Genomic DNA, 12,654 nt, shown 5'->3' with positions numbered 1-12,654 from the left:
GCTGCGGGTCACGCGCGCGAGAGGACCGGTGACGGCGCCGGTTACGCCTGGGTCGTGCGCTGGGCGACGAGCGCGCGCAGTGCCCATTCGTAGCCGGCGACGCCGAGGCCCACGATGATCCCGGAGGCGACCGGGGAGATGTAGGAGTGGTGGCGGAACTCCTCGCGGGCATGGACGTTGGAGATGTGCACCTCGATGAGCGGCACGTGCGCGCCCTTGATCGCGTCGTGCAGGGCCACCGAGGTGTGCGTGTAGGCACCCGCGTTGAACACCACGCCCAGGGATTCCCCGCGGGCGACCGCGGCGCCGGCGTCGTGGAGGGCGTCGATCAGGACGCCTTCGTGGTTGGACTGCCGGAAGTCGATGTCGACGCCCAGTTCCTTGCCGACGTTGCGGCACAGGGTCTCCACGTCCTCGAGGGTCTGCGCGCCGTACACACCGGGCTCACGGGTGCCGAGCAGGTTGAGGTTGGGGCCGTTGAGTACGAGCACCGAGGTCATGAACGAATCTCCTTCGCTTTCTGCGTGTTCCGGAACAACGCCCCGGAACGGTCTGTCAGCCGACGGGCAGGTCGGCGGTCACGGTGCTCGAACGCACGACGAGGTGGGTGGCGAGTTCCACGGGTCCGGCGTCCGGTGCGGTCTTTCCGTCGAGGACGTCGCACAGCAGATCGATTGCCGTCACGCCGGCGTCGTCGAATGCCAGATGCACGGTGGTCAGCGGCGGCGAGGTCATCTCGCAGAGCCACGAGTCGTCGAATCCGACGACCGAGTAGTCGCGGCCCGCACGCAGTCCGTGCTCGGCGAAGCCCTGCATGAGGCCCACGGCGGCCTGGTCGTTGTACGCGACGACGGCCGTCGTGCCGGTCCGGACCAGTTCGTCCGCCGCGTTCCGGCCCGCGACGACGAAGTCGGGTTCGAGGGGACCGAGCACCGTGCCGGTGATGCCCCGGGCGGCGCAGGCCGTGGTGAAGGCGGTGAGGCGCCGCCGTTGGGCGAGCCAGTAGTCGGGACCGCCGAGGTACGTGACGGCGGTGTGCCCGGCGTCGGCGAGGTGGTCCACCGCCTGGGACATGCCGTCGTCGGAGGTCAGCAGCACGGCGGGCAGCTCCCCGCAGGTGTGGTTGACCAGCACGACGGGGGTGACCCGTGCGAGATCCTCGAGGTCGGTGTCGGACATGCGCGGGGCGATGAGCACCAGTCCGTCGACCTGCCGGGCGATCGCCCGGACGAGGTCGAGCTCGTCGGCGGACCGTCCTTCGCCCGCCGCGACGAAGAGGGAGTAGCCGCGCTCGCGCGCCCGGTCCTGCGCGGTTTCGACGGCGGGACCGAACACAGGATTGCGGATGTCGGGGACGAGGAAGCCCAGGTTGTGAGTGCGACCGAGGGCGAGCGAGCGGGCGGTGGGGTTCGGAGTGAAGGACAGCGCCTCCGCGGCGGTGAAGACTTTCGCGCGGGTGTCGGGACTGACCGCTTCCGGCCGGGAGAACACGCGGGAGACCGTGGCGGTCGAGACGCCGGCGCGCGCCGCGACCTCACGAAGCGTCGCCATGGATTCTCCTCGGGGGTGGGGTCCACCCACTGTGCAAGCGGTTACATCGTTTTGTCAAGCATGCCGGCGCGACCGTCGACTGCGGTTACTCGTCGGCCGGGACACGAGGCGGGAGCCGGCGCAGCACCTCCACGACGCGGCGGACGGCGGGTGCAGCGCCGTCGCGCCGCCAGGCCAGGGCGATCGGCAGAACCGGAGAGTGGTCGAGCGGCACGTACCGGACGCCGTCGACCGTGATGTGCATGGTCGAGGCGACGACCACCGCGATGCCCACTCCTGCTCCGACGAGGGCGAGCAGGCTGTAGGGATCCGGTGCTTCGCGCGCGATCGTCGGGGTGAAGCCCGCGCCGCTGCACATCACGAGCATGGTGTCGCGCACGATGGAGCCGTGTGCCGCGGGGTAGACCACGAATCGCTTGTCGGCGAGTTCGGCGGCGGCGACCGAGTTGCGGGCAGCGAGCGGGTGACCGGCCGGGACCGCGACGAGGAGCGACTCGTGGCGCACCGTCTCGGTTGCGACGTCGTCGGGGACCGGCAGGCCGACGATGCCCATGTCGAGCAGGCCCCGCGAGACGAGGTCGACCACTTCCCCCGAATAGGTCTGGGGGCGAAGGTCCAGTTCGATGCCGGGGTGATGATCTGCCAGGGCGCGGGTCAGTTCGGACAGGACCGTGTAACCGCTCGCCCCGCCGAATCCGACACTGAGGATTCCGGTCTCGCCGGCGGCGGTTGCGCGCACGACGTTACGGGCGACGTCGGCCTGTGCGGCGATCACCCGGGCGGGGGCCAGCAGTGCGGTACCTGCCGCGGTGAGGCGGACGGACCGGGTGGTGCGGGCGAACAATTCGGCGCCGAGCTCACGCTCGAGGGAGCGGATCATCTGGCTGAGCGGCGACTGGGCGATGTGCAGCCGTTCCGCCGCGCGCCCGAAGTGAAGCTCCTCCGCCACCGCGAGGAATGCCTGCAGTTGCCGAAGCTCCACGATCGCCCTCGCAATTCTGTGTGAGAACCACACAATCGTTCTCGATTAGGTCTTGGACATTACATGGATGCGTGGGAGAGGGTGATGTACGCCTCATTCAGCAGCGGGTACGCCCGCGTGACAGTCCCCGGAGTGCACCGTGAATCCACAGCCAGAGCACGCCGCGCCCGCCCCCGGACCACAGCCTTCGCCACCGGTCCACGACTCCACGGCGGCCCGGCGCGCCGGTGTCACCGCCTTCGTCGGCACCACCATCGAATGGTTCGACTTCTACATCTACGGCACCGCCTCGGCGCTCGTGCTGGGAAGTCTGTTCTTCCCCGACGTCTCTCCCGCGCTCGGCACGCTGGCCGCGTTCGCGACGTTCGCGGTCGGGTTCGTCGCACGTCCGCTCGGCGGTGTCGTCTTCGGTCACTTCGGCGATCGGTTCGGCCGCAAGAACGCCGTGATCGTCACTCTCGCGATCATGGGCACCGGCACCGTCGGTGTGGGTCTGCTGCCCACGTACGACCAGATCGGAGTCTGGGCGCCGGTCCTCCTCGTCCTCCTGCGAGTGCTGCAGGGCATCGCGATGGGTGGGGAATGGGGCGGGGCCGTCCTGATCGCGACCGAATTCGCCCCGCCCCGGCGGAAGGTCCTCTACGGCGCCTTCGCGCAGCAGGGCTCACCGGTCGGCAACCTCCTCGCGACCGTCGCCTTCCTCGGACTGACCGCGATGTCCGACGCGGCCTTCGAGGGCTGGGGATGGCGTATCCCGTTCCTGGCGTCCGCAGGCCTCGTGATCGTCGCGCTCTACATCCGGCTCCGGATCCAGGAGACCCCGGAGATGCAGGCGGCGGCGTCCCGGCAGCACACGCGCCTTCCCCTCGTGGAAGTGCTCCGCTCACATCCCGTCCCACTGTTCCTCGGCATCGGCGCAGTAGTGGCCGGTGTCGCGATCACCTACGTCAAGACGACCTTCGCGCTGTCGTGGGCGACGACGGACCTCGGGTTCGAACGTAGCGACTTCCTGCTCGTCATCACAGTGGCGCTCGTCGCGCAGGTGATCGTGCAACCGTTCGGTGCCGTCCTTGCGACCAGGATGGACGTGCGCCGGGCCGTGTGGTGGATGCTCGCACCCGAATTGCTCGTCCTGCCCTTGATGTTCGTGCTGATCCGCACCGGATCACTCGGGTGGGCGATCGTCGGAATGGTCGTCGCGACCGCTCCGCACGCGATGTACTACTCGGCACTCGCCGGAATCCTCGCGCAGGTGTTCCCCACCCACGTCCGTTACACCGGAATCTCCCTCTCGTACCAGATGTCGACGGCGATCTTTGCCGGTACGGCGCCGATGGTCAGCCAGTTCCTGCTCAACCGCAGCGGTTCGATCTGGCCGGTCGTCGGACTCGGACTCGGATACGTCCTGCTCTCGCTCGTCTGCATGACGGCACTGCTGCGCCGGTCACCGAGGACCGAGACCGCCGATCCTGCCCCGGCCCGGACCGCCGCTGCCACGCACTGAAGTCCGAAAGGAAGAGACGAATGAACTACGCACACACCGATCCGGCATTGCGGGCGGTGGTCGACCGGTGGATCGCCGAGGCCGACCGCAACCTCACCGACGGTCTCCTCGATCGCCTGGGGGAGGACGCAGCGCAGCGGCTCGAGGGCCTCGCGGCCACGGCGAACGCCCACCCTCCCGTCCTGCGGCAGTACGACCGGGACGGACAGCGCGTCGACACCATCGACTACCACCCCGCATATCTCGAGCTGTGCCGCGCGGCGTACTCGGAATACGGTCTCTCCGCCTTGTCGCATCGCCCGCTGCACGGTTGGACGGACGTGCCGCCCCATCTCGTCAAGTACCTCGCGTCGTACCTGTTCGTGCAGGCAGAGTTCGGGCTCGCCTGCCCCGTGTCGATGACCGACGCCGCCGCACGCACCCTACGCATGTTCGGCGACCCCGCCACCTTCGGCCCGTGGATCGACGGACTGACCTCGACCGACCCGGCCACCGCACTCACCGGTGCGATGTTCATGACCGAGACGCAGGCGGGAACCGACATCGCCCGGACCGAGACCCGCGCCGAATTCGACGGCACGGCATGGCGGCTGACCGGGCGCAAGTGGTTCGCCTCGAACCCGGACGCCGACGTCGTCATCACCCTCGCCCGATTCCCCGGCGGCGCCGAAGGATCGACACGTGGGGTGGGAATGTTCATGCTGCCCAAGCATCTTCCCGACGGAACCCGGAACTCCCATACGATCGACCGACTCAAGGACAAGCTCGGCACCCGTTCGATGCCCAGCGGCGAGGTCACGCTGCACGGCGCGTACGCGCTGCAGGTCGGCGAGCTCGAGCGCGGGTTCCTGCAGATGACGGAGATGCTCAACACCTCACGGCTGTCGAACGCGATGCGCTCGAGCGCCCTGATGCGGCGGGCCGTGCGGGACGCCGTCGCCCACACCCGGGATCGTGTCGTCTTCGGCAAGCCGCTGTTCGAGCAGCCGCTCATGCGTGCCACCCTGCTGCCGTTGCTGCTCGACGCGGAGGGCGCGCTCGCGCTCGTCGCCTACAGCGGGGTGTGCCTCGATCGCGCCGACCGCGGTGACGACGAGGCGCGCAGCATCGTCCGGATCCTCACCCCGGTCGCGAAGCACTACGTGTGCAAGCGGGCGCGGGCGGTGACCGGCGAAGCGATGGAGGTGCGCGGCGGCTGCGGGTACATCGAGGACTGGGCGTTCGCGCGGCTCGTCCGCGACTCGCACCTGGGGTCGATATGGGAAGGGTCGAGCAACGTCATCGCCCTCGACGTGCTGCGATCCATGCGCAAGAGCGGCGCGCACCGGACTCTGACGGCGGCGATGCGCGCGATGCTCGACGCCGCGGCACCGGGCTGCGCGCCGGCGGTCGCGGAGCTGCGCGAGCGCTGGGATGCGCTCGAGGCCCGCGGCGAGGATCTGCTCGCCGGCGACGACGTCCGCGCCCAGACCCGCTGCGCGGCATACACCGACGACCTCGCGCGCACCGTGACGGCCACGCTGCTCGTCGACCTCGCCTCGCACCGCCTCGAGCACGGCCCCGAACATCGGTCGCTGCTCGTCGCCCACGCGTACCTCGACGGCCTCACCGGGGTGCCGAACGCCGTCGCCCTCGAACATCTCGACGCCGTCGCCGACGGTACCGACATCGACCCGCCCGTCGCGCACGCTGCGGCGCCGGCACTGACAGGAGCGCGACCATGACCGAGAACCCCGCCATCGGCCCGGCCCCGCTCGCCGGCGTCAAGGTGCTCGACCTCTCGAAGATCCTCGCCGGTCCGTACGCGACCATGTCGTTCGCCGACCTCGGCGCCGACGTCACGAAGGTCGAGCATCCCGACGGCGGCGATCCCACGCGGGTGTGGGGACCGCCGTTCGTGGGCGACGACGCGACCTACTACCTCGCCGTCAACCGCGGCAAGAAGTCCGTGACGATCGATCTGAAGTCCGACGAGGGGCAGCGGATCGTGCACCGCATGCTCGAGGACGCCGACGTCCTCGTCGAGAACTTCAAACCGGGCAGCGGCCTGCAACGGATCTTCGACTACCGTGCGCTCTCGGAGCAGTACCCCCACCTCGTCGTCCTGCACATCTCGGCATTCGGCGAGGAGGGTCCACTGCGCGACCAACCCGGATACGACATGGTCGCGCAGGCCGCCGGCGGGCTGATGTCCCTGACCGGGGAACCGGGTGGCGCACCGATGAAGGCCGGATACGCGATGGGAGACCTCGGTGCCGCCCTGTTCGGTGTCATCGGGGTACTCGCGGCCCTCGTCGAGCGCAACCGCACCGGCCGCGGGCAGTACGTCACGACCTCCCTGTTCGAATGCCAACTGGCCATGCACGTCAACTGGGCGACCAACTACTTCGCCACGAGGCAGCGGCCCCGCGCGCTCGGCTCCGCCCACCCGAATCTCGCTCCCTACCAGGCATATCCGGCGCGCGACGGCTACTTCGTGGTGGCGGTAGGCAACGACACGTTGTGGCAGCACCTGTGCGAGGCCCTGGAGCGTCCGGACCTCGCGGCCGACCCGCGGTTTCTTCGCAACCGCAACCGGATCGAACACCGTGAGGCCCTCGAGGAGGTCCTCACCGAGGCGTTCGGGTCGAACACCGTCGAGCACTGGTGCCGGCTGCTCGAGACGCACGCCGTGCCGGTCTCGCCGATTCGCCACCTCGACGAGATCTACCAGGACCCGCACACCGCGGCGATCGGCATGATCGGCACCGTCGACCACGAATCTGGGCCGCTCGAACAGATCGCGTTCCCGGTCAATTTCGGGGGTGCGCGGCCCCCGCTGAGGTCGGCACCGCCCGCCCACGGACAGCACACGGACGAGGTACTGACGAAGTACCGAGAGGTGCCGGCGGTGCGGTGATGAGGCCGGTCCGCCGGCGGCACCGTGGCAGCCGGTCCCACCCGCAGGCGTGCGACCTGGGCCCCTGGCAGCCGCGACGGGCAGAGCACAACCGTTCCAGCACGAGAACTTCGGAGAAGACATGACCCACCCCCAGCCGCTGTCCCAGCTCTTCGCGCTCGACGCCCTGCTCGAGCCGGAGGAGATCGCCATCCGCGACACCGTCCGCAAGTTCGGCAACGAGCGCATCCGCCCGCACGTGGCCGGGTGGTTCGAGGACGCGAAGCTCCCGGCCCGCGAGCTCGCCGAGGAACTCGGGCAGCTCGGCGTGCTGGGCATGCACCTCGACGGCTACGGCTGCGCCGGGATGAGCGCCACCGCCTACGGCCTGGCCTGCCTCGAACTCGAGGCCGTCGACTCCGGCATCCGCAGCCTGGTCTCCGTGCAGGGCTCGCTGGCGATGTTCTCCATCCACCACTGGGGCAGCGAGGAACACAAGCAGCAGTGGCTGCCCCGCATGGCCGCCGGCGAGGCCATCGGCTGCTTCGGCCTGACCGAACCGGACTTCGGGTCCAACCCCGCCGGGATGCGCACCCACGCCAAACGCGACGGCGACGACTGGATTCTCCACGGCACCAAGATGTGGATCACCAACGGCTCGATCGCCGACGTCGCCGTCGTGTGGGCGCAGACCGACCTCGACGACGGCGCCCGCGGCATCCGCGGCTTCGTCGTCCCCACCGACACCGCCGGCTTCTCCGCCCCGCAGATCCACGCCAAGCTGTCGCTGCGCGCCTCGGTCACCTCCGAACTCGTCCTCGACGGCGTGCGCCTGCCCGCCTCGGCGATGCTGCCGAAGGCGCAGGGGCTGCGCGGGCCGCTCACCGCGCTCGGCGAGGCCCGGTTCGGCATCGTGTTCGGGGCGATCGGCGCGGCCCGCGACTGCCTCGAGACCGCGATCGACTACGCGCAGTCCCGGGAGGTGTTCGACAAGCCGCTCGCCGGCTACCAGCTCACCCAGGCCAAGCTCGCCGACATGGCGCTCGAGGTCGGCAAGGGGCATCTGCTGGCCTACCACCTCGGCCGCATCAAGGACCGCGGCGAGATCACCCCCGCGCAGGTCAGCGTCGGCAAGCTCAACAACGTCCGGGAGGCCATCGCGATCGCCCGCCAGTGCCGCACCGTCCTCGGTGCCAACGGCATCACGGGCGAGTACCCGGTCCTGCGGCACGCCAACAACCTCGAATCGGTGCTGACCTACGAGGGCACCTCCGAGGTGCACCAGCTGACCATCGGCCAGGCCCTGACCGGCGAGGCCGCCTTCCGGTGACCTGCGTCGTCGCGGGACCACCGGCTGAACGATGATGAGCAGATGATCGAGACACCTGTGATCGTGGGCATCGTGTCCATCTGCATCGGATTCGTGCTCTTCGTGCTCGCCGCGAGCGGAACCCGCGGCGGATGGAACCGGAAGCTGACGATCACGCTGTTCGTCCTGTCGGTCCTGTTCCTGACCCTCGTCCCGGTGACCGGCGCGGTCTTCTTCGCCACCTGATCGCTATCGAGGACCGAAGTCGTCCGCAATCCTCCCTACTGTCGTCGTAGCAGGAGAATCGACCTCACGAAGGGCGGACACCAGATGACCGAGCGGACCGGGGAACGCGCCGACATCCTCGACATCCTGGCAGAACAGCGGAAGACGTTTCTGATCACCCTCCGCAACCTCGACGACGAGCAGGCCCGCACCCGCAGCACCGTCAGCGAGTTGACCCTGGGTGGGTTGCTCAGGCACGTCGCGACCACCGAACAGCACTGGATCGACACCATCCGCACGCTCGACGACACCGCCGAGTTCGACCTGGAGTCCGCGATGGAGCAGTACTTCATGCGCGACGACGACACCGTCGCCGGACTGCTCGAACGGTACGAGGCGATCGCAAAGGAGACGGAGACGTTCGTCGCCGGCCTCGAGGACCTCGACCTGCAGGTGCCGCTGCCGACCGCACCGTGGGCCCCGGAGCGACAGTGGTGGAGCGCCCGGAAGGTGCTGCTGCACATCATCCGGGAGACCGCCCACCACAGCGGCCACGCCGACATCATCCGCGAATCCCTCGACGGCGCGAACACCACCAGGCAGCAGGGCGCCGACGCGGGGATGACCTTCGATTAGCCGGGTCGTCGCGCGCCGCGGTGCTTCCTGCGCGCGTTCTCACGCGCGCAGGAAGCACTTTCGGGCGCGGGGTCGCCGCCGAATCGCGGCGATCGGCGACACGCGGTCGGATGTCCTTGGTGCTCGCGGTTTCCGGGAGCAGTATCGGCCCATGTCGGCACTCTGGGACGAAGACGGCCGCGTCGCCTGGGAACTGCACGCGTCCGGGTGGGACTGGGAACAGATCGGTCGTGAACTCGCGTGCCCCGAGCACATCGCCCGTGAAATGTGCGAGAGACACGGCGCCGTGCTCGCGGAGCAGGCGCAGCAGGACCATCCGACGCTGTTCGACCTGCCCTGACATGACGGGCACCCGCACTCGCATCTGCCGAGTGCGGGTGCCCGTGATCGTCAGTGGGCGGTCGCGACCTCCGCCCCGATGCCGGTCTCGGCGCGCACGAGCATCTCCGCGAACTTCTCGTCCTCGTGTGCGGTGCGCCCGCGCCGCTTCTCACCGATCAGCGAACCGGCGACACACGCGGCCAGGCCGAGCGGCATGGTGACGATCACCGGCAGTTGGATCGTCAGGGGTGCCGGCCCGCTGCCGAGCCACAGCGCCTCGGTGAACATGAGGCTGACGACGGTCGAGATCAGGCCGGTGAGGATTCCCCACACGGCGCCGGTGCTGTTGAAGCGCCGCCAGTTCAGGCTGAGCACCAGCGACGGCAGGTGGGCGCTGCCGGCCACCATGAACGCCATGCCCATGAAGTAGGTGATGTTGGTGTCGTCGCCGATCAGCATGGTCAGCCCGATCGCGAGGGCACTGAATGCGACGGCACCGAACCGGGCGACGCGGGCCTGCGCATTCTCCTCGCGGGTGCGGGCCGCGACGTCGAGTTCGTCCACCGGCGGCGTGCGGGTCAGCGCCGGCCAGATGTCGCGGGCGAAGGTGCCCGCGGCGGAGATCACCACGCCGGCGACGACGGCGACGATGCTCGCGAAGGCCACCGCCGCGACCATCGCGAGGGCGATCGAGCCGCCGATCGTGCCCACGCCCCCACCGAGTTCGGTGACGAGCACGGGCGCCGCGAGGTTGCCCCCGGCACCGATGCGATCGGCGCCCCCGTCGCCCAGCAGTGCGGCGGCGCCGAAGCCCATCACGATGACGATCAGGTAGAACATGCTGCACAGCGCGACGGTCCAGCCCAGCGAGCGTCGTGCGGTGCTCGCCTCGGGGACGGTGAAGAAGCGGATCAGGATGTGCGCCATGCCCGCGGTGCCGAGCGCGAACGCCAGCGAGTACGAGACGAGGTTCAGCGCGCTGGTCTGCCCGAAGATCAGGCCGGGGGACAGGACGGCCTCGCCCGCGACCGCGTGATCGGTCGCGGTGTCGAGGACCTTCGGGAAGCTGAACCCGAACTGCGCGAGGATGCCCAGGCCGACGACGATCGCGAGGACCGACAGGATCGTGGACTTGATGACCTGCACCCAGGTGGTGGCGAGCATGCCGCCGACGAAGACGTAGATGCCCATGAGGGTGCCGGCGACGATGACGGACAGCCAGAACGGGATACCGGAGACCGACTCGAGCAGCACCCCGGCCGCGACGAGTTGCGCGAGCAACACGAAGGTGCCGGTGGCGATGGTGCTCAGCGCCACGACGACTCGCACACTGCGTGCCTCGGTGCGGAACACGAGCACATCGGCGAGGGTGTACTTGCCCACGTTGCGCATCTTCTCCGCGAGCAGGAACAGCACGGGCAGGAACGAGATCACCGAGGTGCAGAGGATGACCGCACCGTCGACACCCTTGTAGAAGATCAGGCCGGTGGTGCCGAGGAAGCTTCCGGCCGAGATGAATTCACCGGCGATCGCGAAACCGTTCTGCCAGCTCGAGATCGAGCGGCCGGCGGCGAAGAATCCGTCGGCGCTGCGGGCCCGCCGGGACACGGCGAACGTGACCCACAGGGTCAGCGAGATCACCGCCGCGCAGATCGCGATGGCGAGGTAGTCGGCGTCGCCGGTCATGCCGCACGCTCCTGGTTCTCGAGGACGGCCGCGACGGCCGCGTCGGCGGCGGGCTGGATGTAGGTGCGGGTGAGCCGGAAGTAGGCGTAGACGAGGACCCACGTCCCGGCGAACTGGGAGAACACGACCCACAGCGAGAGGGGGACTCCGAGCAGTTCGGTCTCGCCGAGGAAGTGGGGGAAGTAGGCGAAGCCGACGAGGAAGGACGCGAAGAGGGCGATGGCGAGGCCGCCGAGGGAGTTGGTGACGGTGCGCCGACGGCGGCGCAGTTCGACGACCTCGGGCAGGGCGAGCATCGCGCTCCAGGTCGGTTGCGTGCGCAGTTCGGTCACGGTCGCACCGCCGCACGCCGCGCCGTCTCGAGCGCGAACAGGTTCTCGTCCCAGCCCTGTTCGAGGGGGCCGAAGAAGTGGAAGCGGACCTGCTTGACGCGGTAGCGCCAGCGGCCGTCGACCTTGACCACCTCGTCGGTGTAGCGCCCGGCGGCGATCGCGGGGGTGCCGTCGGTGACGCAGGGCTGCCACAGGAACGACCGCACGGTGGCGCGGTCGCCGTCGAGGTCGATTTCCATGTTCGTGATGAAGTGCCAGAACGTCGTGAGTCCGCCGGCGGCGAGGCCGGCGAAGAACTCGCGCATCTCGGCCTTGCCGCGGGGACGGGACAGGCCGTCGAACTCGCCGTCGTCGGTGAACAGGTCCATCAGGGCGTCCCAGTCGCCGTCGTCGAGATGGCGACAGTAGCGGGCGTCGAGCGAGCGGATCGCCTCGAGGTCCTCGAGGCGGGCGATCCGCTCGGCGAGCGTGATGTCGGGGAGGGTGGTCACAGCGCGTCCTTCGATGAAGTGGTTAACGCATGTTCATGTGAGGTGGACCATAAATGGAGCGCAATGGCAGCGTCAAGACGGACTTCTTGCTGGTCCCGACCCGGGCCTCTACCCTGCACCTCATGAACACTCGATCGGGCACGGCCCTGGTGGGCGTCCGCGACCGGATCCTCGACGCGGCGCTCGACGAGTTCTTCGCGGCCGGTTTCCACGGCGCGACGATGCGTACGATCGCCAATCGTGCTGGTTGCAGCGCCGCCAACGTCTACAACCACTTCGAGAACAAGTCGGAACTGCTCGTCGAGATCCTCCGCGCGGCCAGCGACGAGCAGTTCACCGCCACGCGTACCGCCCTGCGCAAGGCCGGTCCCGATCCCGCCGAGCAATGGCGCACGGCCGTGGTGGCGCATGCGCTGTTCACCGCCCGCAACCCGCGCGAGTGCCTGGTGGCGAACACCGAGCTGCGGTACCTGGGGGAGGTGGACCGCAAGCGGGTCGTGGGCTCGCGCGACGCCCAGGAGCAGCTGTTCGTCGACATTGCGGAAAAAGGCGTTGAACTGGGCATATTCGAGGTCCCGCACGTGCACCAGGCGGTGACCGCCGTCCTGACGATGTGTGCCGGGATCCCGCTGTGGTTCCGGCCCGACGGACCGCTGAGCGCTACCGAGGTGGCCGGCGACTACGGCCGCTACGCCCTCAATCTGCTCGGCTACCGCCCGTCCTGAACCGGCCGTTGACG

At 69.2% G+C, this 12,654-nt stretch carries 14 protein-coding genes; 8 read left to right on the top strand and 6 right to left on the bottom strand.

Translation table 11 applies throughout. The features are described from left to right. Positions 1-41: 41 nt before the first annotated feature. The 3 genes from aroQ to QYS60_RS05930 all read right to left on the bottom strand — a co-directional run bounded on the left by aroQ (position 42) and on the right by QYS60_RS05930 (position 2,533). Positions 42-500 carry a type II 3-dehydroquinate dehydratase gene (aroQ, locus tag QYS60_RS05940; protein ID WP_003938779.1) on the bottom strand — a complete coding sequence of 153 codons (459 nt, stop codon included), beginning with the start codon at positions 498-500 and terminating at the stop codon, positions 42-44. A gap of 55 nt (positions 501-555) precedes the next feature. Continuing rightward, positions 556-1,551: a LacI family DNA-binding transcriptional regulator gene (locus QYS60_RS05935; protein WP_289378011.1), complete on the bottom strand. Its 996-nt coding sequence runs from the start codon at positions 1,549-1,551 to the stop codon at positions 556-558. An 85-nt stretch (positions 1,552-1,636) separates the two neighbouring features. Continuing rightward, positions 1,637-2,533, bottom strand: coding sequence for a LysR substrate-binding domain-containing protein (locus tag QYS60_RS05930; RefSeq protein ID WP_371382649.1), 897 nt, complete (start codon positions 2,531-2,533; stop codon positions 1,637-1,639). Positions 2,534-2,672: 139 nt separating this feature from the next. On the opposite strand from QYS60_RS05930, the gene QYS60_RS05925 reads away from it, so the two are divergent. From QYS60_RS05925 to QYS60_RS05895, 7 genes are all read left to right on the top strand, one after another. Next, positions 2,673-4,037, top strand: coding sequence for an MFS transporter (locus tag QYS60_RS05925; RefSeq protein WP_289378013.1), 1,365 nt, complete (start codon positions 2,673-2,675; stop codon positions 4,035-4,037). Between the two features lie 20 nt (positions 4,038-4,057). Then, entirely contained in the window at positions 4,058-5,761 is a 1,704-nt protein-coding gene (locus QYS60_RS05920; protein WP_289378014.1) for an acyl-CoA dehydrogenase family protein, read from the top strand. Further along, the gene (locus QYS60_RS05915; protein ID WP_289378015.1) at positions 5,758-6,936 is read left to right on the top strand and encodes a CaiB/BaiF CoA-transferase family protein; all 1,179 of its coding nucleotides are present in this window, start codon (positions 5,758-5,760) and stop codon (positions 6,934-6,936) included. Before QYS60_RS05920 ends, QYS60_RS05915 begins: the two co-directional genes overlap by 4 nt. Before the next feature lie 121 nt (positions 6,937-7,057). Then, the gene (locus QYS60_RS05910; RefSeq protein ID WP_371382648.1) at positions 7,058-8,245 is read left to right on the top strand and encodes an acyl-CoA dehydrogenase family protein; all 1,188 of its coding nucleotides are present in this window, start codon (positions 7,058-7,060) and stop codon (positions 8,243-8,245) included. A gap of 42 nt (positions 8,246-8,287) precedes the next feature. Continuing rightward, the gene (locus QYS60_RS05905; protein ID WP_003938777.1) at positions 8,288-8,470 is read left to right on the top strand and encodes a hypothetical protein; all 183 of its coding nucleotides are present in this window, start codon (positions 8,288-8,290) and stop codon (positions 8,468-8,470) included. Positions 8,471-8,554: 84 nt separating this feature from the next. Further along, positions 8,555-9,085, top strand: a complete 531-nt coding sequence (locus tag QYS60_RS05900; RefSeq protein ID WP_054372637.1) for a DinB family protein — start codon at positions 8,555-8,557, stop codon at positions 9,083-9,085. Positions 9,086-9,236: 151 nt separating this feature from the next. Then, on the top strand, positions 9,237-9,425 hold the full coding sequence (locus QYS60_RS05895; RefSeq protein ID WP_003938775.1) for a hypothetical protein: 189 nt from the start codon (positions 9,237-9,239) through the stop codon (positions 9,423-9,425). 50 nt (positions 9,426-9,475) lie between these two features. Here QYS60_RS05895 and QYS60_RS05890 read toward each other — a convergent pair whose 3' ends face one another. From QYS60_RS05890 to QYS60_RS05880, 3 genes are read right to left on the bottom strand one after another with little or no spacing between them, the layout of a single operon-like run. Then, entirely contained in the window at positions 9,476-11,092 is a 1,617-nt protein-coding gene (locus tag QYS60_RS05890; RefSeq protein ID WP_289378016.1) for a cation acetate symporter, read from the bottom strand. Further along, the gene (locus tag QYS60_RS05885) at positions 11,089-11,424 is read right to left on the bottom strand and encodes a DUF485 domain-containing protein (RefSeq protein WP_003938773.1); all 336 of its coding nucleotides are present in this window, start codon (positions 11,422-11,424) and stop codon (positions 11,089-11,091) included. The genes QYS60_RS05890 and QYS60_RS05885 overlap by 4 nt, the downstream gene beginning before the upstream one ends. Further along, positions 11,421-11,915 (bottom strand): nuclear transport factor 2 family protein, encoded by a 495-nt coding sequence (locus tag QYS60_RS05880; RefSeq protein WP_003938772.1) that lies wholly within the window; start codon positions 11,913-11,915, stop codon positions 11,421-11,423. Before QYS60_RS05880 ends, QYS60_RS05885 begins: the two co-directional genes overlap by 4 nt. Before the next feature lie 122 nt (positions 11,916-12,037). On the opposite strand from QYS60_RS05880, the gene QYS60_RS05875 reads away from it, so the two are divergent. Beyond that, a complete protein-coding gene (locus tag QYS60_RS05875) occupies positions 12,038-12,640 on the top strand; it encodes a TetR/AcrR family transcriptional regulator (RefSeq protein WP_040784002.1) in 603 nt (200 codons plus the stop codon). The last annotated feature ends 14 nt before the right edge of the window (positions 12,641-12,654 follow it).

Source organism: Rhodococcus sp. GXMU-t2271 (assembly GCF_041414735.1).
GTDB lineage: Bacteria > Actinomycetota > Actinomycetes > Mycobacteriales > Mycobacteriaceae > Rhodococcus > Rhodococcus indonesiensis.
Note: the sequence above shows the minus strand (reverse complement) of the source record. Positions and strands in the feature narration are given on the sequence as shown.